The organism is Pseudomonas sp. No.21, assembly GCF_054558415.1.
In genome coordinates this window covers 386192-406185 of the sequence record NZ_BAAJNO010000002.1, presented here as the reverse complement: position 1 = coordinate 406185, position 19994 = coordinate 386192, and the positions used below count along the sequence as shown (strand labels likewise).

Genomic DNA, 19994 nt, shown 5'->3' with positions numbered 1-19994 from the left:
GGATAGACGGTAACTGGTGAGGTCTCAGCCCAATATGGAGACCGACTCCAGGTATTTCAAGGTACGCGGCAGATTGTCGCAAGCCAGGCTGTCCAGCCAGTGTAAATCAGCCCAACCCCGTAACCAGGTGAATTGCCGCTTGGCCAATTGGCGCGTGGCGATGATGCCTCGCTCTTCCATTTCGGCCCGCGTCAGGTCGCCGTCCAGGTATTCCCATACCTGGCGATAACCGACAGCTCTTATAGACGGCAGTCCGGCGTGCAAGTCACGTCTTTCGCGCAGAGCTTCGACCTCTTCGACAAAGCCCTGTTCCAGCATCAGACGAAATCGTTGCGCGATACGCGCGTGCAAAACCTGGCGTTGCGCCGGAGCGATCGCCAAGTGGGCGACAGTATAAGGCAAATGTCCCTGGCCAGAGGGCCCCGAGTCGGGATTTTGCAACGCCTGTCGCTGACGATGTGCTGTCATCGTCAAACCGCTCACCCGGTACACCTCGAGGGCGCGGGTGAGCCGCTGGGGGTCGTTGGGATGGATGCGCGCGGCCGACTCAGGATCCACCTCCGCCAGCTCGCGGTGCAGGACGTCCCAGCCCTCGCGCTGCGCCCGCGCCTCCAGCTCCGCGCGTATGGCCGGGTCGGCGCTGGGCATGTCCGCCAGGCCCTCCAGCAGCGCCTTGTAGTAGAGCATGGTGCCGCCGACCAGCAGCGGGATGCGGCCCCGGGCGGTGATCTCGGCCATGGCCTCCAGGGCATCGGCGCGAAACTCAGCGGCGGAATAGCTCTGGGCCGGGTCACGGATGTCGATCAACCGATGCGGGAAGGCCTCGAGCACGGACTTGTCCGGTTTGGCGGTGCCGATGTCCATGCCACGATAGACCAGCGCCGAGTCGACGCTGATCAGATCGCAGGGCAGGTGGCGCGCCAGTTCCAGGGCGAGGTCGGTCTTGCCGGCAGCGGTGGGCCCCATCAGGAAGATGGCCGGTGGCAGGCGTTCGCCCATGTCAGCGGCCACGCAGGAACAGCTTGTCCAGGTCGTCCATGCCCAGCTGCGTCCAGGTCGGACGGCCATGGTTGCACTGGCCGCTGCGCTCGGTGTGTTCCATATCGCGCAGCAAGCCGTTCATTTCGGGCTGGGTGAGCCGGCGATTGGCCCGCACGGCGCCGTGGCAGGCCATGGTGCCGAGCAGCTCGTTCAGATGAGCCTGGATACGGTCACTGGTGCCGTACTCCAGCAGGTCGGCCAGCACGTCACGTACCAGCTGAGTCGCTTCGGCCTGCTTGAGCAATGCCGGGATCTGGCGGATGGCCAGGGTTTCCGGACCAAGCCGCTGCAGCTCGAAGCCCAGGCGCTGGAACCAGCTGCCGTGCTCTTCGGCGCAATCGGCCTCGCGCTGGCTGACCGCCACCGACTCGGGCACCAGCAGCGGCTGCCCCTTGAGTCCCTCGCTGGCCATCGCGACCTTCAGGCGCTCGTAGGTGATGCGCTCATGGGCCGCGTGCATATCCACCAGCACCAGCCCCTGGGCGTTCTCGGCGAGGATGTAGATACCCTTGAGCTGCGCTAGGGCGTAGCCCAGTGGCGGAATGTCCCCCTGGCTGTCCGGCAGCGCCGCCACAGGCTGATTGGCCATCGGAGCGAAGTATTCGCGGTAGGCGCCCTGGGCCTCGGCGGTGGCGAGCACAGGAGATGACCGCGGCGCCTGGTATCCGGCACCGGCACCGCCATGGGACGGCGACCAGGCAGGCTGGCTGACGGGCTGTTCCAACACGGTCGCCGCCAGGCTCATTTCACCCTGGGGTCCGAATTCACCCGCCTCGATGCCTGTGGTGCGAACCATGCCGCCGACCGCGGCGGGGGCCGCGAGCTGGTCCTCGGGCCGCACTTCGCCAAGAGCGCGGTGCAGGGTGCCATAGAGGAAGTCGTGGACCATGCGGCTTTCGCGGAAGCGCACCTCGTGCTTGGTCGGGTGAACGTTGACGTCCACCACAGCAGGGTCCACTTCCAGAAACAGCACGAAGGTCGGGTGCCGGCCGTTGTAGAGCACGTCGCGATAGGCCTGGCGCACCGCGTGCACCACCAGCTTGTCACGCACCATGCGGCCGTTAACGTAGAAATACTGCAGGTCCGCCTGGCTGCGGGAGAAGGTCGGCAACCCGACCCAGCCCCACAGGTGCAGGCCGTTGCGCTCCACTTCGATGGGCAGGGCCTGCTCCAGGAAAGCCGGGCCGCAGACGCTGGCCACGCGCCGCGCACGTGATATCTCGTCCTTCGCCTCGTGCAGGGCGAAGACCGTCTTGTTGTTGTGGCGCAGGTGGAAGGCGACATCGAAGCGGGCCAGGGCCAGGCGCTTGATCACTTCCTGCAGGTGGTCGAATTCGGTCTTCTCCGCACGCAGGAACTTGCGCCGCGCCGGCGTATTGAAGAACAGGTCGCGGACCTCCACCGAGGTGCCCACGGGGTGGGCGGCGGGCTGCACCCGCGCCTCCATGTCACGCCCCTCGGTCTCGACCTGCCAGGCCTGCTCGGCATCAGGGGTACGCGAGGTCATGGTCAGGCGCGCGACGGAACTGATGGACGCCAGCGCCTCGCCCCGGAAGCCCAGGCTCATCACCCGCTCCAGGTCCTCGAGGTCACGGATCTTGCTGGTGGCGTGGCGCGCCAGGGCGAGCGGCAGGTCGTCGGCCGGGATGCCGCCGCCGTCGTCACGGACCCGCAGCAGCTTGATACCACCCTGCTCGACCTCGACGTCGATGCGCCGCGCGCCCGCGTCGAGGCTGTTCTCCAGCAGCTCCTTGATCACCGATGCGGGGCGTTCGACCACCTCGCCAGCGGCGATCTGGTTCGCCAGCCGGGGGCTGAGCAGCTGGATGCGACGCAACTCGGTCATGGCTGGGCTGCCAGGGCGGTAGCCGGGATATCGAGGGTCTGGCCGACCTTGATGTTGTCGTTCTTCAGGCCATTGGCGCTGCGCAAAGCGGCCAGGCTGACCTGATAACGCTGTGCGATCAGCGCCAGGCTTTCGCCGGAGGTGACCAGATGCTCGCGCGGGCCAGCCGCGATCTTGCCCTGGTCACGCTGCGAGGCGATGTAGGTGCCGGGTGGCGGGTTCTGCTGGAAGAACTGCTTGATGCCGCTCTGGATGGAGCGTGCCAGCGCCTGCTGGTGGCTCGCGCTGGCCAGCTTCTGCGACTCGTTGTGGTTGGAGATGAAACCGGTCTCGACCAGGATCGACGGGATGTCCGGCGACTTCAGCACCATGAAGCCCGCCTGCTCCACGCGGCGCTTGTGCAGCGGCGTGACACGGCTGATGTTGGTCAGCACCTTCTGCCCGACGTTGAGGCTGGAGGACAGCGAAGCGGTCATCGACAGGTCCAGCAGCACGCCGGCGAGCATGCGGTCCTTGTCGTCCAGGCTGACGCTGCCGACACCGCCGATCAGGTCGGAGCGGTTCTCGTTGTCCGCCAACCAGCGCGCGGTTTCCGAGGTGGCGCCACGGTCCGACAGGGCGAACACCGAGGCCCCGAATGCGCTGCGGCTGGGCGCGGCGTCCGCATGGATGGAAACGAACAGGTCGGCGCCCTTCTTGCGGGCGATCTCGGTGCGCTTGCGCAGCGGGATGAAGTAGTCGCCGGTACGCACCAGTTCGGCCCGGAAGCCCTTCTCCTGATTGATCTGGCGCTGCAGTTCCTTGGCGATCGCCAGGGTCACGTCCTTCTCATGCTGGCCCTTGGGCCCAAGAGCGCCCGGGTCCTCGCCGCCGTGACCGGCATCGATGGCAATGATGATGTCGCGATTGCCGCCCGGCACCGGCGGCAGCTTGTTGGTTGAAGGCTGGGTCGGCGAGACCGGCGGCTGCGGCGTGCTCGGCGCTACCGCCACTTGAGGCGAGGAGGCTTCGTTGGCGGCGGCTTCCTGGTCGAACAGGTCGACCACCAGACGGTTGCCGTACTGCTGGTTGGGCGCCAGGGAGAAACTCTTGGGCACGACGGCGGCGGAAACGTCGATCACCACCCGCAGCTCGGTCGGGCTGCGCTGGGCCGATCGCACGCTGGTGATGGGCGTATTGCTGAGCGACAGCTGCTCCAGCTTGGTGGCCAGCTGGGCACCGGTGATGTCGATGACGATACGGTTGGGCGCGGCCAGGGTGAACACACTGTGCTGCACGGGGCCGGAGAGGTCAAACACCAGCCGGGTATTGTCGGGGGCGCGCCAAAGCCTCACGCCACGGACCTCCGCAGCGGCCAGGACATCGGCGGCAAACGCCGCAAGCAGAACCCCAATCCCGGCTAACAGCGCGCGCGAGCGCATACCCCACCCCATTCTCTTGTTCATACTCCCGTGGCCAAGGCGGCGCACCAGGAATCGCCGCGCTCGGAATGCGGCGACAGATGCAGCGTACGGCCGCCTGCATGGGGGCTAATGGTAATGTCCATGTCGGCCTTTGGCAAAATGCCGCTGCCCCTTTCCGGCCACTCGATCAGGCACAGGGCGTCGCCCTCGAAATAGTCACGGATGCCCAGGAATTCCAGCTCTTCGGGGTCGGCCAGGCGATAGAGATCGAAGTGGAAAGCGCGCAGTTCACCGATCTCGTAGGGCTCGACCAGGGTGAAGGTCGGGCTCTTCACCGCACCGCCGTGGCCCAGCCCGCGCAGGATCCCGCGCGACAACGTGGTCTTGCCCGCCCCCAGGTCACCATGCAGATAGATGATGCCGCAACCTCCCGTGGCCTGCGCCAGGCGTGCGCCCAACGCCAGCATCGCGTCCTCCCCCTCGGCAAAAAGACTCAACTCCGGCACGGTGAACACTCCTCGAGCAGCTGACGAATGGTAGGAATCAGGTCACTGGCCGCCAGCCCGCGCCCCTGGGCGCCAAGCTGCTGACCCGCACTGGCGTGCAGCCAGACGGCGAGGCAGGCCGCATCGAACGCCGCCATGCCCTGCGCCAACAGGGCGCCGATGACGCCGGCCAGGACATCGCCCAGCCCGGCACCCGCCATCGCCGGATGCCCTCGGTCACAGAGCGCCAGGCGGCCGTCGGCACTCGCCACCAGACTGCCGGCGCCCTTGAGCACCACGGTGGCGTTGTAGCGATGGGCGAGCGCATGGGCCGCAGCGGGGCGATCCGCCTGGACCGCAGCGATGTCGAGCCCCAGCAGGCGGGCGGCTTCTCCAGGATGCGGGGTGATGATGCAGCCGGCAGGCAGTGCGACCCGCCCGGCCGCCAGCAGGTTCAGGGCATCGGCATCCCACACCTGGGGCACTTCGTGCGCCACCACCGCGCTCAGCAGGCTGCGCCCCCAGGCGTTCTGCCCGAGCCCCGGGCCGACCACCAGCACACTGGAGGCGGCGGCCAAGCCACGCAATTGATTGGCGGACGCCACGCCGACGCTCATCACCTCGGGCATCCGGGCCAACGCCGCGGCGACGTGCTCGCCGCGGGTCGCCAGCGAAACCATGCCGGCGCCACTGCGCAGGGCGCTTTCGGCACTCAGCAGAGCCGCGCCGCCGGTCCCGAGGTCACCGCCGACGACCAGCAGGCGCCCGTAGCGCCCCTTGTGCGCGGTCGCCGGACGCGGCCCTGGAAGCGCCATGCCCTCGAGGCCCAGGCGACGGCCGGCAACAGGATGGACCGCGACCAGCCCGTGATCCGCCTGCAGTCCGTCGAACGCCAGTTCGCCCACCTGCTCGGGCGCATCGCCCGTGAACAGGCCGAGCTTGAGGCCGATGAAGGTCACCGTCAGGTCGGCGCGCACCGCGACACCCAGCACAGCACCACTGTCCGCGCTCAAGCCGGACGGAATATCCACCGCCAGCAGGGGCAGGCAACTGGCGTTGATGCAACGAATGGCCTGCGCGTATGGCTCGCGAACCGCCCCGACAAGGCCCGTTCCCAGCAGCGCATCCACCACCACGCCGCGCAGGTCCGCGTCCTCGCTCCAGGGCCGGATGGCCACGCCTGCCGCGTGCGCCTCATCGCGGGCTAGGGCGGCGTCGCCCTGCAAGGCCGAACTGTCGCCGACCGCCAATACACCGGCTCGCCATCCGGCACGCAACGCGAGGGCGGCGATCAGGTAACCATCGCCAGCGTTGTTGCCACGACCGGCCAGGACCGTGATTTCCCCCGCGTTGGGCCAGCGGCGACGCAGCGCGCGCCACGCGGCGTGGGCGGCACGCTGCATCAGCTCGAAGCCCGGGGTTCCGGCAGCGATCAGGCGCGCATCCAGCTCGCGCACCTGGGCGGATGAATAAAGGGCGAGTGGCAGGTCATCGATTCGATCGGGCATGCGATTCGGTGTTCAGGGCTAGGTCTGGCAGAATTATACGCACCTCGTTTCCGGTTTCCCTCCCAGCATGTCCTTCTCCCCCGATCAACTCGCCACCCTCGCGCAGTCCATCAAGGACTGGGGCCGCGAACTCGGCTTCCAGCAGGTGGGCATCACCGGGGTGGACCTGGGCGAGCACGAGGCGCACCTTCGACGCTGGCTGGAGGCGGGCTACCAGGGCGAGATGGACTACATGGCCGCCCACGGCAGCAAGCGCTCCCACCCGGACGAACTGGTCCCCGGCACGCTGCGGGTGGTGTCGCTGCGCATGGACTACCTGCCCGGCGACACGCGCATGGCCCAGGTGCTGGGCCAGCCGGAGAAGGCCTATGTCTCGCGCTACGCACTGGGCCGCGACTATCACAAGCTGATCCGCAAGCGCCTGCAGCAGTTGGCCGAACGCGTGCAGCAAGCCATCGGCCCCTTCGGCTACCGCGCCTTCGTCGACAGCGCACCGGTGCTGGAGAAAGCCATAGCCGAGCAGGCGGGCCTCGGCTGGATCGGCAAGAACACCCTGGTGCTCAACCGCAAGGCAGGCAGCTATTTCTTCCTCGGCGAACTGTTCGTCGACATGCCGTTGCCGGTGGATGCCCCGCACGGCACGGAGCACTGCGGCCGCTGCACCGCGTGCATGGACATCTGCCCCACCGCCGCCTTCGTCGCGCCCTACCAGCTGGACGCACGGCGCTGCATCTCCTACCTGACCATCGAGCTCAAGGGCTCGATCCCGGAAGAGTTGCGCTCGATGATCGGCAACCGGGTGTTCGGCTGCGACGACTGCCAGATGGTCTGTCCCTGGAACCGCTTCGCCCGCCCCACCGACCAGGGCGACTTCCAACCGCGCCATGGCCTGGATAACGCCGCTCTGGCAGAGCTCTTCGGCTGGAGCGAGGAGGAGTTCCTCACCCGCACCGAGGGCTCGCCGCTACGTCGCGCGGGCTATGAGCGCTGGCTGCGGAACCTGGCGGTCGGACTGGGCAACGCGCCCTCGACCATCCCCGTGGTGGAGGCCCTGCGCGCCCGGCGCGAGCACCCCTCGGCGCTGGTGCGCGAACATGTGGAGTGGGCGCTCGCCCGGCACCAGGCGGCCTGACGGGCTCAGGCCTTGATGAAGTGCTCGCGGTAGTGACGCAGCTCGGCGATGGAGTCGCGGATATCGTCCAGGGCCAGGTGGGTGCTGCTCTTCTTCACACCGTCACGCACATGGGGCGCCCAGCGCGCGGCCAGCTCCTTGAGGGTGGAGACGTCGAGGTTGCGGTAGTGGAAGTAGCCCTCCAGCTTCGGCATGTGGCGGTAGAGGAAGCGACGGTCCTGGCAGATGCTGTTGCCACAGATCGGCGACTTGCCCTTCGGTACCCACTGCTCCAGGAAAGCCAGGGTCTGCGCCTCGGCCTCGGCCGCGCTGATGCGGCTTTCCCGCACGCGCTGGGTCAGGCCGCTCTGCCCGTGCTGGCGGGTATTCCACTCGTCCATGCCGGCGAGAATCTCGTCGCTCTGGTGCACGGCGATGGTCGGGCCCTCGGCGAGCACGTTGAGGTCGCTGTCGGTGACGATGGTGGCCATCTCGATGATGACGTCGTTATCAGGGTCAAGCCCGGTCATTTCCAGGTCGATCCAGATCAGGTTCTGTGCGTTCTGCATGTTCGCTCTCCAAGGCAAGGCGCGCATTCTAGCTTAGAGCCAGGCGCGCCGGGCCGCCCGTGCTAAACTCGCCGCCGTTTTCAACCAGTGGAAGTTCCATGGCCAAACGCCACCTCAGTCGCCGGCAAAACTGGCGCATCGAGAAGATCCAGGAAGAGCGCGCCGCCCGTGCGGCAAAGCGTGAATCGCGTGCGCTCGACGAGCTGGAAGGCGGCGACCTCGGCCCCGAACAGACCGGCCTGGTGATCGCCCACTTCGGTGTACAGGTCGAGGTCGAAGCGCTGGAAGGCGAGATCGCCGGCCAGGTATTCCGCTGCCACCTGCGCGCCAACCTGCCGGCGCTGGTCACCGGCGACCGCGTGGTCTGGCGCTCGGGCAACCAGGGCAGCGGGGTGATCGTCGCCCAACTGCCACGCACCAGCGAGCTGTGCCGCCCGGACATGCGCGGCGTGCTCAAGCCGGTGGCGGCCAACGTCGACCTGATCGTCATCGTCTTCGCCCCCCTGCCCCACCCGCACGCCAATCTCATCGATCGCTACCTGGTGGCCGCCGAGCACGCCGGCATCCAACCGCTGCTGCTGCTCAACAAGGCCGACCTGGTGGACGAGGACAACAGCGCGATGCTCGACGCCCTGCTGGGCGTCTATCGCCAGCTCGGCTACCCGTTGCTGGAGGTCTCGGCACACGGCGGCGGAGGCATGGAGGATCTGCAGACGCGCCTCGACGGCCATGTCAGCGTCTTCGTCGGCCAGTCAGGCGTCGGCAAGTCGTCGCTGGTCAACAGCCTGCTGCCTGGCGTCGACACCCGTGTCGGCCCGCTCTCGGAGCTGACGGGCAAGGGCACCCACACCACCACCACCGCGCGCCTGTTCCACTTCCCCGGCGGCGGCGAGCTGATCGACTCCCCCGGCATCCGCGAGTTCGGCCTCGGCCACGTCAGCCGTGACGACGTGGAGGCGGGCTTCATCGAGTTCCGCGACCTGCTCGGCACCTGCCGCTTCCGCGATTGCAAGCATGACCGCGAGCCCGGCTGTGCCCTGCTCAAGGCGCTGGAGGACGGACGCGTGCAGCCACAGCGCATGTCGAGCTACCGGCACATCCTCGAAAGCCTGCCCGAACCCGATTACTGACAGGCAAGGCACCAACGAAAAGGCCACGCGATCGCGTGGCCTCGTTCATTCCGGGCGGCTCTGCGGTCGATCAGGGCTGCTTGTTCTCTTCCATCTTCAGCACGCCGTCTTCGAAGATATTCAACTTCTGCTGCAACTCCTGGGGCTGCAGCGGTGCGGCGCCAGCGGGCGGCGTAGCCTGGGTGCCCGACGCCGCGCCCGGCAGGGCCGGCTGGGTGCCACTGGCGGGCATGGATGGCGGGGCATCGACTTCGGCAGGCGCATTCTGGTCGCCATGGGAGCCTTCGATGTCCCGCTGCGCCTTCTTGGTCAGCACGATGATGTCGATGCGGCGGTTCACCGGATTGAAGGGGTCCTCGCGATCGAACAGTGCCGAGGAGGCGTAGCCGACCACCCGCGCCACCTGATCGTCCGGGTAGCCGCCGGCCACTAGGGTGCGACGCGCGGCATTGGCGCGGCCGGCGGAAAGCTCCCAGTTGCCGAAATCCCCGGTACCCGCGAACGGTTTGGCATCGGTGTGACCGCTGATGCTGATCTTGTTCGGCACGGCCTTGATGGTCTCGGCCATGATCAGCAGGATGTCCTCGAAATAGGGCTGCAGGCGCGCGCTGCCGAGGTCGAACATGGGGCGGTTGGCAGCGTCCATGATCTGGATGCGCAGGCCGTCCTGGGTGATCTCGAAGAGGATCTGGTCCTTGAACTTGCGCAGCTCCGGGTTCTCGTCGACCTTGTTCTGCAGTTCCTGCAGCAGCATCTCGAGACGCTCCTTCTCGATCTGGTCGGCCAGGGTCTCGACCTGCTTGGCGTCGACCTGCTGGTTGGTCGAATCGATGGCCGCTTCCTGCGCGTCGGGCGCGTCCTTGAGTTCCGGATTGAGCGTGCGATCAGGTGCCGGCGTCGGCGTGCCGCCGAGGTCGATCACATAGGGGCTGGCGCTTTCGGTGAAGCCGATGGGGTCCTGGAAGTAGCCGGAAATGGCCTTCTTCTGCTCGGGCGTCGCCGAGGACATCAGCCAGAGCACCAGGAAGAACGCCATCATCGCCGTGGCGAAGTCGGCGAACGCGATCTTCCACGCACCGCCGTGGTGCCCCGCCGCGTACTTCTTGACGCGTTTGACGATGATCGGCTGGTTGTTGTCCATGACTCAGTCTTCAGCTACCGCGCACGGCCTGCTCGAGCTCGCTGAAGCTCGGCCGGTGCGCAGGGAACAGGACCTTGCGCCCGAACTCCACCGCCAGCGAGGGCGGCATGCCGGAAGCCGATGCCACCAGGCAGGCCTTGATGGCTTCATAGACGTTGAGTTCTTCCTTGGCGTCGTGCTCCAGGGACACGGCAAGGGGGCCGAAGAAACCATAGGCCGCGAGAATACCGAGGAAGGTACCCACCAGGGCCGCGCCCACGTGCTGCCCCAGCGCCGACTGCTCGACCTGGCCGAGCAGCGCCATGGTCACCACGATGCCCAGTACCGCCGCCACGATGCCGAAGCCCGGCAGGCCGTCGGCGATACGGTTGACCGCATGGGCCGGATGCTCGAACTCCTCCTTCAGGCTGCCCAGCTCCATGTCGAACAGGCCTTCCAGTTCGTGGGGCGCCATGTTGCCGGAGGACATGATGCGCAGGTAGTCGCTGATGTAGGCGACCATGCCCGCGTCCTTGAGGATCGCCGGGTACTTGCTGAAGATCGGGCTGGCCGCCGGGTCCTCGATGTCGGCCTCGATGGCCATCATCCCTTCACGGCGGCTCTTGTTGAGGATTTCGTAAAGCAGGCGCAACACTTCCAGGTAGAACGCGTGGGTAAACCGCGAGCCGAACATCTTCAGCGACTTCTTCAGCACATGCATGAAGGTGCTGCCCGGGTTGGCCTGGAGGAAGGCCCCGAGCGCAGCGCCACCGATGATCAACACCTCGAAAGGCTGTATCAGGGCACCAATCTTGCCGTGGGAAAGGACATATCCGCCGAGAACGGTGGCGAATACGACGATGATGCCGATTATTTTTGCCATAAAGTGAGACTTGAAGGGTCAGTAATAGGGTTATGAAAACAACCCTTCTAATTATCGGAACTTATGCGCCAGACTATAGCCAGTTAAGGCGAAAAGCCAGTTTGGCTCAACCCGCATGAAGACGCAGATGGCCCTACCACGCACCCTCGACGCCTGGATCAAACAACTGGATGGCGTCCGTCTACCGATCCCGGCCGAGAGTCACGAACGGGTGCGAAGGGCGCTGGGCGACAGCCGCCGTTCCATGCGCGAGATCGCCGACCTGATTCAGGATAGTCCCGCCCTGGCCCTGAGCATCATGCGCGAGGCGAACCGCTCCGGTTCTTCCCTCGACAGCCCGGCAGAAAGCCTCGAAGTCGCCCTCACCCGCCTTGGCCTGAAACGCTCGGAAGAGCTGCTCGCGCGCCTGCCCGCCGTCGACGAAGCCAACATTCCCCCGGCGCTGCGCCAGTTGCAGCTCATCAGCCAGCACGCCTCGCAGCAGGCCAGCGGCCTGTTCGCCGCCCGCCTCGCACGCCTGTGGCAGGAAATCCACTGGAACAGCCTGCTCTTCCTCTCACCGCTGTGGCCGCTGCTGGCGTTGCACCCGCACCTGTTCGCCGCCTGGGAAACCCGCGTCATCGTCCGCGGCGAGCCGGCGCTCAAGGTGGAAGTCGAACTCCTCGGCGTACCGCTGCTCAAGCTGTGCCAGGCCCTGGCCGAGCACTGGAAGCTGCCGGACTGGATCACCTACGGCTACCGCCTGCTCAACGCCGACCGGCGCATGCTGGTCAAGGCCTTGCACATCGCCCGCGACAACGAACACCCGTTGCACCAGCAGCAACTGCTCGACGCCGATCCGGCCCTGCGCCGCTGGCTCACCCAACCCGGCAACACGGTCCTGCTGGCCAACGGTCTGGCCGTCTCCGCCCACGACTCCTGGGCCTGCGACCACAGCCTGCGCTGGCAACGCCTGACCGGCCTCTATATGCAGCTGCCGCTGACCGAGTTGCAGCAGCTCATCCACCAGCACGCCGTGGACAGTGCCCGCAAGCACGCCCGCAGCGACCTCTGGCACCCTGCACAAGCGCTGATCTGGCCCTGGGACTGCAGCCGCTGGCCGACCGAGGAAGTGAAACCGACGCCGCCTCCTGCCGCCGCACTGACCGAGTGGCGCCAGCATTGTGGCCAGTTGCTCAAGGAGCCCAGCGCCTTCGCCAACATCGTCCAGCTCACCGCCTGCGCCCGCGATGCGCTGGCTGCCTGCGGCATGCGCCGCTGCCTGATCCTCCTCGCCGACCGCACCCAGAGCAGGCTGACGGTGCAACAGAGCGCCGGCCTGCCCAAGGAGGCCGCCAGCCTGGCCCTGGACCCCGCGCAGAGCCAGGTGCTGCGCCGCCTGCTCGCGCAGCCCGGGCAACTGCGCCTGACGCCGGAGAACGCCGCGCAGTACTCGGCGCTGTTTCCCGGCAACCTCAAGGCCTTGTTCCCCGCCGACCACCTGTTGCTGCGCTCCATCCCCGCCAATGGCCGGGTCGCGCTGCTGGTGATCGCCGACCAGGGCGGCCAGCCCTTCGCCGACGTGAGCCTCCAGGCATTCGGAAAGACGGTGCAATGCATCGAGCGCGCCCTGACCAGCTTTGCCACGCGCGGCCGCTGACCTTTCCGCTACAATCCGCCTTTTTTCACCCATCCCCGGAGTCTTCAATGTCCGCCTTTACCGGCTTGCCGCTGGTCATCGAACCGGCCGACCTGGCAGCGCGACTCGATGCGCCCGACCTGATACTGGTGGACCTGACCAGCGCCGCGCGCTACGCGGAGGGCCACATTCCCGGAGCCCGCTTCGTCGATCCCAAGCGCACCCAGCTCGGCCAGCCCCCCGCGCCCGGCCTGCTGCCCGCCAAGGCCGACCTCGAAGCCCTGTTCGGTGAACTGGGCCAGCGCACCGACGCCACCTACGTCGTCTACGATGACGAGGGCGGCGGCTGGGCCGGCCGCTTCATCTGGCTGCTGGATGTGATCGGCCACCGCCGATACCACTACCTGAACGGAGGCCTGCACGCCTGGCTGGCCGATGGCCGCGAGACCTCCACCCAGGTCCCGGACGCGGACGGTGGCCCGCTGCCGCTGGTGATCCACGACGAACCCACCGCCACCCGCGAGTACCTGCAAGGCCGTCTCGGCGCCGCTGACCTCGCCATCTGGGACGCCCGTGGCCCCGGCGAATACGCCGGCACCAAGGTCCTGGCGGCCAAGGGTGGCCACATCCCGGGCGCGGTGAACTTCGAATGGACCGCCGGCATGGACCCGCAGCGCGCCCTGCGCATCCGCGAGGACATCGCCGAGATCCTGCAGTCGCTCGGCATCACACCGGACAAGGAAATCGTCACCCACTGCCAGACCCACCACCGCTCCGGCTTCACCTACCTGGTGGCCAAGGCGCTGGGCTATCCCCGCGTGAAGGGCTACGCCGGCTCCTGGTCGGAGTGGGGCAACCACCCGGATACCCCTGTCGAGGCCTGAGCCTCCGGTAAACAAGGAACACCCATGAAAGAACGCCTGTTCATCATCAGCCAGTACCTGCTGCCCCATCACCTGCTCTCGCGCCTGGCCGGTTGCGTGGCGGAATGCCGCGTGCGCTGGTTCAAGAACGCCTTCACTGCCTGGTTCGCCCGACGCTACCAGGTGAACATGAGCGAGGCCCTGGTCGAGGACCTCACCGCCTACGAGCACTTCAACGCCTTCTTCACCCGCGCCCTGAAAGACGGCGCACGCCCGCTCGACCCGACGCCTGGCGCCATCCTCTGCCCTGCCGACGGTGCGGTCAGCCAGCTCGGTCCCATCGAGCACGGTCGCATCTTCCAGGCCAAGGGCCACAGCTTCAGCGTCCTCGAACTGCTGGGCGGCGACGCCGAGCGTGCGGCGCCCTTCATGGGCGGTGACTTCGCCACCATCTACCTGTCGCCGCGCGACTACCACCGCGTGCACGCGCCGCTCGGCGGCACCCTGCGCGAGATGATCTACGTGCCGGGGCGCCTGTTCTCGGTGAACCAGAGCACCGCCGAAAACGTGCCCGAGCTGTTCGCCCGCAACGAGCGCGTGGTCTGCCTGTTCGACACCGAGCGCGGCCCGATGGCCGTGGTGCTGGTGGGCGCCATGATCGTCGCCTCCATCGAGACGGTCTGGGCCGGCCTGGTGACGCCGCCCAAACGCGAGCTGAAGACCTTCCGCTACGATGAGGCCGCACGGGCACCGATCAGTCTGGAAAAAGGCGCGGAACTGGGCCGATTCAAGCTGGGCTCCACTGCCATCGTGCTCTTCGGGCCTCAGCAGATCCGCTGGGCCGAAGGCCTCGCCGCCGGCAGCGCGGTCAGCATGGGCGAGCTTCTCGCCCTGCCCGCACAGGCCTGATGAACCGGGCGGGCCGGGTGGAACGCAAGCCTGCGACCGAATGTCCAACCGTGCAGGGCAGCCATCCCGGCCCGTCGCCCATCCACTGGCAGCACTTGGCCACACCAGCCCCGCGATGGGCTGCGATGGGCAAGGGATGCTGCTAGAGTGCGAGTGAATTTACCGTACGTCTCGCCCGGCGCAGTTGGAGCATTCGAGCTACATGGACAAACAGAGTCCCCACCTGTTATTGCGTGTTCCTACTCCGAACAAGCAGAACCTGTCCTTCTGCGACGCCACCCCGCGTGACCTGAAGCGTTGGATATCCGGCCTGCCCAAGGCCAACCTCGGCGAGACCGCACGCCAGCTCTACCAGGCCCTGGTGGAACTCAACCAGCTCGTCACTGCCAGCGACAACCGCCTGCAACTGCTCGAGCTGCTGCGCCCCGAGGTGTACTACGTCTGCCAGCACCTGGAGCGCCACTTCCTCAACCAGGCCATCGTCCTCGACGAGCGCCCGCGCAAGGTCGCCAACCTCTGCCAGGCCCTGCAGAACCACCTCGCCATCGGCTACAAGCAGATCGTCGCCCATGAGTCGGCGCGTCAGTCGAAGGAGGGCGCGCAACTGCTGACCATCGCCCTGCAACGGGCCATGCACAGCCTCAATGGCGCGCTGATCCGCGCCAGCCAGCTCTACTGTCCGGTGCCCGAGGGGCTGTGGCTGGAGCTGCACCAGCTCTACCAGATCGCTGCATCCCGCCAGGCCCAGCGCGCCATCATCCGTGACAACCTCGCCCGCCATACCGACGGCCTCAGCGTCGAGCAGACCTACCTGGTCGCGCTGCTGCTGGGCTGCGCGCGCTGCAACCAGATGCGCCAGAACAACATCGCCCGCCTCGCCGAAGTGCTCGAGCCCTGGAGCAGCCTGGTGCGCCTGCAGCCCGGCGACGCCCCCTCGACGCTGTTCGCCGTCGCCACCCAGGTGGATGGCCCGCCGCGCTACAAGTCGCTGTTCCAGGACAACGAGCTGCACAACCTGCTGGGCATCGACCCGCTGCCGCTGGTGGATGCGATCAAGGAATACCTGCTGCTGCCCAGCGAGAATCGCGAAAAAGCCCGCCTGCTGCTGCCGGAAGGCATCAGCCTCGACCTGCTTCAGCACCTGAGTTCAGCCTGGGGCGATATCTCCGAGCGCACCTTCCAGCGCAACCCGGGCCGCGGCAATCTCACGCTGTGCATCGGCATGAGCGCCCTGCACTTCTTCATTTCCGGCAGCAAGCCGTTCAGCGAGGTCCTCAAGCTGCCGGTCGAGATCGGCCAGGCCGTGTTCAAGCCGATCAACAAGGACGAGGGCGATGTCTGGGGCAATGCCTTCGACGCCCAGCCCAACCAGAACTGGGAAGCCGGCCTGCCCTACGAGGAAATCCAGTACAGCAAGCCCGTGGTCAGCGGCGACACCTCGCCGCAGCACGCGCCCGCCGCCCCCAGTGCGGAAAGCTACCCGACCTTCGCCCTGTCGATTGTCAACCACAGCCCCGGCGGCTACTGCCTGAGCTGGCCCAAGGAAGTCCCGAGCCAGCTGCAGGCTGGTGAACTGCTGGGCATCCAGGACGGCCCCGGCCAGGGCTGGAGCGTCGCCGTGGTGCGCTGGATCCGCCAGGTACGTGGTGGCGGCACGCAGATGGGCATCGAGCTGATCGCACCCCACGCCCAGGCCTGCGGCCTGCAACTGCTGCGCAAGGCCGACCAGCACAGCCACTACCTGCGCGCCTTGCTGCTACCCGAAATCAGCGCCATCTCGCGCCCCGCCACCCTGATCACGCCGCGCCTGCCTTTCCAGGAGGGCAACAAGGTGCAGATCAATATCCACGGCAAGGAGCGTCGTGCCGTGCTCACCAGCCGCCAGACCACCACCGGCAGTTTCAGCCAGTTCGAATATCGCGCGTTCGAGCAGGAAAACGAGAATCCCGGGAAGCCCGTCACAGCTTCCAGCGAGCAGAGCCCGGCTGGGGAGGAAGATTTTGACTCCCTCTGGAAGTCGCTGTAGATTCCCGTGCCATCACCATTTGTCGCCTATTAGCGCCCGTTCGGCGCGGTCTAAGCACACGCCATGGCAATCGAAAAGAAAACCATCCGTCTGCTGATCCTGGAAGACTCGCAGAACGAAGCCGAGCGCCTGGTCAGCCTGTTTCGCAACTCCGGTCGCGCGACCCGCGTTCACCGCCTCGTCTCCAGTGACGACCTCGCCGAGGTCCTCCAGCAGAGCTGGGATCTGCTCATCGCCGCCCCCGAGAGTGACAACCTCTCCCCCGGCGAAGCCCTCAACGCCATCCGCCGCCAGGCCAAGGACATTCCGTTCATCCAGCTGGTAGCGGAGAACGATTCCGACCTGATCACCGAAGCCCTCGCCCTCGGCGCCCAGGATGCCCTGCCCCAGGGCGAGGACGAGCGCCTGGTGCTGGTGGCCAACCGCGAGCTGGCCAACCTCGAGGAGCGCCGCTCCCGTCGCGCTGCCGAAGTTAGCCTGCGCGAGGCCGAGAAGCGCTGCCAGTTGCTGCTGGACAGCTCCGTGGACGCCATCACCTACGTCCACGACGGCATGCACATCTATGCCAACCGCGCCTATGTCGAGATGTTCGGCTACGAGGACGCGGAAGAACTGGAAGGCATGCCGATGATCGACCTGATCGCCGGCAGCGACCAGAGCGCGTTCAAGGACTTCCTCAAGAACTACCGCAGTGGCGACGGCAGCGCCGAACTGACCTGCTCCGGCGCCAAGGTCGACGGCCAGAGCTTCCAGGCCCGCATGAGTTTCTCGCCCGCCACCTACGACGGCGAGCCCTGCATCCAGGTGGTGATCCGCGCGGAAACCGCCAGCGCCGAACTGGAAGAAAAGCTGCGCGAGATCAGCAGCCAGGACCTGGTCACCGGCCTGTACAACCGCAACCACTTCAGCGAACTGATGGACGCCGCCGCCGACCGCGCGGTGAATGCCGGCCAGCCCGCCTCCCTCGCCTACATCCGCGTCGACCGCTATTCAGGCCTGCAGGCGGATGTCGGCATCGCCGGCAGCGACCTGCTGCTCACCGACCTGGCCAACCTCCTGCGCGCCCACTTCCCGGCCGATGCCCAGTTGGCTCGCTTCGGCGACGACGTGTTCAGCGTGCTGCAACCCGGCCAGACGCCGGAGCAGGCCCGCGAAGGCCTGAACACCCTGCTGAAGAAGGTCGAAGGCCACCTGTTCGACGTCAGTGGCCGCACCGTACAGATGAGCCTGTCCATCGGCGTCGCCGGCCTCAACGAGACCACGCCCAAGGCCCAGGAAGTGATCGACCGCGCCCATCGCTGCGCGGACGAAATCACCGATGGCAACGAAGTGCGGCTGTACAACCCGGCCAGCGAACTGGCCGCCGCCGCCAACCGCGGCAGCCTGGTGGCCATGGTCCAGCAGGCCCTGGAGAACAACAGCTTCCGCCTGCTGTTCCAGCCGATCATCAGCCTGCGCGGCGACAACTTCGAACATTACGAAGTCCTCCTGCGCCTGCTCAGCCCCCAGGGCGAGGAAGTGCCGCCGGCCGATTTCCTCGGTGCCGCCAAGGACGCCGGGCTGGCCGAGAAGATCGACCGCTGGGTGATCCTCAACTCCATCAAACTGCTCTCCGAACACCGCTCGAAGGGCCACAGCACGCGCCTGTTCGTGCACCTGTCCGGCGCCAGCCTGCAGGACCAGACCCTGCTGCCGTGGCTCAGCGTCGCCCTCAAGGCCGCTCGCCTGCCGTCCGACGCGCTGGTCTTCCAGTTCAGCGAACCGGATGCCATCGCCTACCTGAAGCAGGCCAAGGCGTTGACCCAGGGCCTCGCCGAGCTGCACTGCCAGGTCGCCCTGAGCCAGTTCGGCTGCGCGCTCAACCCCTTCAACACGCTCAAGCACCTGACCATCGACTTCGTGAAGGTCGACGGCTCCTTCACCCAGGACCTGAGCAAGGCCGAAAGCCAGGAAGCCCTGAAGACCCTGCTGGCCAGCCTGCACTCCCAGGCCAAGCTGACCATCGTGCCCTACGTCGAGAGTGCCAGCGTGCTGGCCACCCTCTGGCAGGCCGGGGTCAACTACATCCAGGGCTACTACCTGCAGGGCCCGAGCCAGTCGATGGACTACGACTTCTCGTCAGGCGACGAGTAAGCCGTTCACGGCGCCCCAAAGAAAAAGCCGCCCTCGGGCGGCTTTCTCGTTTCCGAGGTGCCGATCAATCCTGGCCGTCGCGGTCGCGGAAGCCCAGCAGGTAGAGGATGCCGTCCAGGCCCAGCGTGGAAATGGCCTGCTTGGCCGATTGCTTGACCAGCGGCTTGGCGCGGAAGGCCACGCCCAGCCCGGCCAGTGCCAGCATCGGCAGATCGTTGGCGCCATCCCCCACGGCAATGGTCTGCTCCAGGCGCAGCCCTTCCTTCTCCGCCAGCTCGCGCAGCAGGTCGGCCTTGCGCTGGGCGTCGACGATCGGCTCGACGGCGACGCCGGTCAGCTTGCCGTCCTCGATCTGCAGCTCGTTGGCGAACACGTAATCGATGCCGAGCCTGGCCTGCAACTGCTTGGCGAAGTAGCTGAAGCCACCGGAGAGGATCGCGGTCTTGTAACCCAGGCGCTTGAGCTCGGCGAACAGCGTCTCGGCACCCTCGGTCAGGCGCAGGGAGGCACCGATCTCCTCCAGCACGTCCTCGGAGAGGCCGCGAAGCAGCGCCAGGCGCTCCTTGAAGCTGGCGCGGAAGTCCAGCTCCCCGCGCATGGCGCGCTCGGTGATCTCGGCCACCTGCTCGCCGACGCCGGCAGCCTTGGCCAGCTCGTCGATCACCTCGGCCTCGATCAGCGTGGAGTCCATGTCGAACACCGCCAGGCGGCGGTTGCGGCGGAACACCGAATCACGCTGGAAGGCGATGTCGACGTTCAGCTCCTGGGCCACGCTGAGGAACTCGGCCCGCAGCGCCGCCGGGTCGGCCGGCTCGCCGCGCACGGAGAACTCGATGCAGCCCTTGCCCTGGCTGGCCGGCATATCGAGCGGCATGCGCCCGGAGAGACGGTCGATGTGATCGATGTTCAGGCCGTACTTGGCGGTGATGGCGCTGACGCGCTGCAACTGCTCGGCGGTGACCTTGCGGGTCAGCAGGGTCACCATGTGGCGGGGCTTGCCCTGGCCACCGACCCAGACCTGGTAGTCGCTCTCGGAAACCGGGGTGAAGCGCACCTGCTGGTCCAGCTTGTAGGCGGTGAACAGCACGTCCTTGAGCACGGACGACGCCTGCTCGTTGTCCGGTATCTCCACCAGGATGCCGAAGGACAGCGTGTCGTGGATGACCGCCTGGCCGATGTCGAGGATGTTCACCCCGCCCTGTGCGAGAACACCGGTGATCGCGGCGGTGAGGCCGGGACGGTCTTCCCCGGTGATGTTGATCAGGACTATTTCGCGCAAGGCGCACCTCCCGCAGTGGAAAAGGCGCACATTCTACCCACTTTCACGGTCTGACGAGCATGCCGGGCGC

General features: G+C 66.9%; 16 protein-coding genes. 7 read left to right on the top strand and 9 right to left on the bottom strand.

The features are described from left to right. Positions 1 to 24 precede the first annotated feature (24 nt). From miaA to ACYJSS_RS04525, 5 genes are read right to left on the bottom strand one after another with little or no spacing between them, the layout of a single operon-like run. Positions 25 to 999, bottom strand: coding sequence for a tRNA (adenosine(37)-N6)-dimethylallyltransferase MiaA (gene miaA, locus ACYJSS_RS04545; protein WP_111259887.1), 975 nt, complete (start codon positions 997 to 999; stop codon positions 25 to 27). Between the two features lies 1 nt (position 1000). Further along, positions 1001 to 2887 carry a DNA mismatch repair endonuclease MutL gene (gene mutL / locus ACYJSS_RS04540; RefSeq protein WP_111259886.1) on the bottom strand — a complete coding sequence of 629 codons (1887 nt, stop codon included), beginning with the start codon at positions 2885 to 2887 and terminating at the stop codon, positions 1001 to 1003. Continuing rightward, positions 2884 to 4320, bottom strand: a complete 1437-nt coding sequence (locus tag ACYJSS_RS04535) for an N-acetylmuramoyl-L-alanine amidase (RefSeq protein ID WP_111259885.1) — start codon at positions 4318 to 4320, stop codon at positions 2884 to 2886. Before ACYJSS_RS04535 ends, mutL begins: the two co-directional genes overlap by 4 nt. Before the next feature lie 8 nt (positions 4321 to 4328). Then, complete coding sequence (gene tsaE / locus ACYJSS_RS04530; protein WP_371921675.1) at positions 4329 to 4757, bottom strand: tRNA (adenosine(37)-N6)-threonylcarbamoyltransferase complex ATPase subunit type 1 TsaE; 429 nt, start codon at positions 4755 to 4757, stop codon at positions 4329 to 4331. A gap of 26 nt (positions 4758 to 4783) precedes the next feature. Further along, positions 4784 to 6283 (bottom strand): NAD(P)H-hydrate dehydratase, encoded by a 1500-nt coding sequence (locus tag ACYJSS_RS04525; RefSeq protein WP_111259883.1) that lies wholly within the window; start codon positions 6281 to 6283, stop codon positions 4784 to 4786. Positions 6284 to 6350: 67 nt separating this feature from the next. Between ACYJSS_RS04525 and queG the strand changes: the two genes are divergently transcribed. Continuing rightward, the gene (gene queG / locus ACYJSS_RS04520) at positions 6351 to 7415 is read left to right on the top strand and encodes a tRNA epoxyqueuosine(34) reductase QueG (protein WP_111259882.1); all 1065 of its coding nucleotides are present in this window, start codon (positions 6351 to 6353) and stop codon (positions 7413 to 7415) included. 5 nt (positions 7416 to 7420) lie between these two features. Here queG and orn read toward each other — a convergent pair whose 3' ends face one another. Further along, a complete protein-coding gene (orn, locus tag ACYJSS_RS04515; protein WP_111259881.1) occupies positions 7421 to 7963 on the bottom strand; it encodes an oligoribonuclease in 543 nt (180 codons plus the stop codon). A gap of 98 nt (positions 7964 to 8061) precedes the next feature. Between orn and rsgA the strand changes: the two genes are divergently transcribed. After that, positions 8062 to 9093, top strand: coding sequence for a small ribosomal subunit biogenesis GTPase RsgA (gene rsgA, locus ACYJSS_RS04510; protein WP_111259880.1), 1032 nt, complete (start codon positions 8062 to 8064; stop codon positions 9091 to 9093). Positions 9094 to 9163: 70 nt separating this feature from the next. Here the strand turns inward: rsgA and motB are convergent, their stop codons facing one another. Together motB and motA are read right to left on the bottom strand one after the other, a co-directional pair. Beyond that, entirely contained in the window at positions 9164 to 10234 is a 1071-nt protein-coding gene (motB, locus tag ACYJSS_RS04505; RefSeq protein ID WP_111259879.1) for a flagellar motor protein MotB, read from the bottom strand. Between the two features lie 10 nt (positions 10235 to 10244). After that, positions 10245 to 11096 carry a flagellar motor stator protein MotA gene (motA, locus tag ACYJSS_RS04500; RefSeq protein WP_111259878.1) on the bottom strand — a complete coding sequence of 284 codons (852 nt, stop codon included), beginning with the start codon at positions 11094 to 11096 and terminating at the stop codon, positions 10245 to 10247. A gap of 115 nt (positions 11097 to 11211) precedes the next feature. Between motA and ACYJSS_RS04495 the strand changes: the two genes are divergently transcribed. The 5 genes from ACYJSS_RS04495 (at position 11212) to ACYJSS_RS04475 (ending at position 18645) form a co-directional block, all read left to right on the top strand. Next, positions 11212 to 12735 carry an HDOD domain-containing protein gene (locus ACYJSS_RS04495; RefSeq protein WP_236204321.1) on the top strand — a complete coding sequence of 508 codons (1524 nt, stop codon included), beginning with the start codon at positions 11212 to 11214 and terminating at the stop codon, positions 12733 to 12735. A gap of 47 nt (positions 12736 to 12782) precedes the next feature. Then, on the top strand, positions 12783 to 13598 hold the full coding sequence (gene rhdA, locus ACYJSS_RS04490) for a thiosulfate sulfurtransferase (protein WP_236204322.1): 816 nt from the start codon (positions 12783 to 12785) through the stop codon (positions 13596 to 13598). Positions 13599 to 13622: 24 nt separating this feature from the next. Continuing rightward, positions 13623 to 14486 (top strand): archaetidylserine decarboxylase, encoded by an 864-nt coding sequence (gene asd, locus ACYJSS_RS04485; protein WP_236204323.1) that lies wholly within the window; start codon positions 13623 to 13625, stop codon positions 14484 to 14486. A gap of 202 nt (positions 14487 to 14688) precedes the next feature. After that, positions 14689 to 16512, top strand: coding sequence for a molecular chaperone (locus ACYJSS_RS04480; protein WP_111259874.1), 1824 nt, complete (start codon positions 14689 to 14691; stop codon positions 16510 to 16512). A gap of 63 nt (positions 16513 to 16575) precedes the next feature. Then, positions 16576 to 18645 carry an EAL domain-containing response regulator gene (locus tag ACYJSS_RS04475; protein ID WP_111259873.1) on the top strand — a complete coding sequence of 690 codons (2070 nt, stop codon included), beginning with the start codon at positions 16576 to 16578 and terminating at the stop codon, positions 18643 to 18645. Positions 18646 to 18709: 64 nt separating this feature from the next. Here ACYJSS_RS04475 and serB read toward each other — a convergent pair whose 3' ends face one another. After that, positions 18710 to 19924 (bottom strand): phosphoserine phosphatase SerB, encoded by a 1215-nt coding sequence (gene serB, locus ACYJSS_RS04470; protein WP_111259872.1) that lies wholly within the window; start codon positions 19922 to 19924, stop codon positions 18710 to 18712. Between the last annotated feature and the right edge of the window lie 70 nt (positions 19925 to 19994).

Coding starts and splice junctions, on each gene's coding strand:
- miaA (WP_111259887.1), bottom strand. CDS start 999: ATGGGCGAACGCCTGCCACCGGCCATCTTCCTGATGGGGCCCACCGCT.
- mutL (WP_111259886.1), bottom strand. CDS start 2,887: ATGACCGAGTTGCGTCGCATCCAGCTGCTCAGCCCCCGGCTGGCGAAC.
- ACYJSS_RS04535 (WP_111259885.1), bottom strand. CDS start 4,320: ATGGGGTGGGGTATGCGCTCGCGCGCGCTGTTAGCCGGGATTGGGGTT.
- tsaE (WP_371921675.1), bottom strand. CDS start 4,757: ATGCTGGCGTTGGGCGCACGCCTGGCGCAGGCCACGGGAGGTTGCGGC.
- ACYJSS_RS04525 (WP_111259883.1), bottom strand. CDS start 6,283: ATGCCCGATCGAATCGATGACCTGCCACTCGCCCTTTATTCATCCGCC.
- queG (WP_111259882.1), top strand. CDS start 6,351: ATGTCCTTCTCCCCCGATCAACTCGCCACCCTCGCGCAGTCCATCAAG.
- orn (WP_111259881.1), bottom strand. CDS start 7,963: ATGCAGAACGCACAGAACCTGATCTGGATCGACCTGGAAATGACCGGG.
- rsgA (WP_111259880.1), top strand. CDS start 8,062: ATGGCCAAACGCCACCTCAGTCGCCGGCAAAACTGGCGCATCGAGAAG.
- motB (WP_111259879.1), bottom strand. CDS start 10,234: ATGGACAACAACCAGCCGATCATCGTCAAACGCGTCAAGAAGTACGCG.
- motA (WP_111259878.1), bottom strand. CDS start 11,096: ATGGCAAAAATAATCGGCATCATCGTCGTATTCGCCACCGTTCTCGGC.
- ACYJSS_RS04495 (WP_236204321.1), top strand. CDS start 11,212: ATGAAGACGCAGATGGCCCTACCACGCACCCTCGACGCCTGGATCAAA.
- rhdA (WP_236204322.1), top strand. CDS start 12,783: ATGTCCGCCTTTACCGGCTTGCCGCTGGTCATCGAACCGGCCGACCTG.
- asd (WP_236204323.1), top strand. CDS start 13,623: ATGAAAGAACGCCTGTTCATCATCAGCCAGTACCTGCTGCCCCATCAC.
- ACYJSS_RS04480 (WP_111259874.1), top strand. CDS start 14,689: ATGGACAAACAGAGTCCCCACCTGTTATTGCGTGTTCCTACTCCGAAC.
- ACYJSS_RS04475 (WP_111259873.1), top strand. CDS start 16,576: ATGGCAATCGAAAAGAAAACCATCCGTCTGCTGATCCTGGAAGACTCG.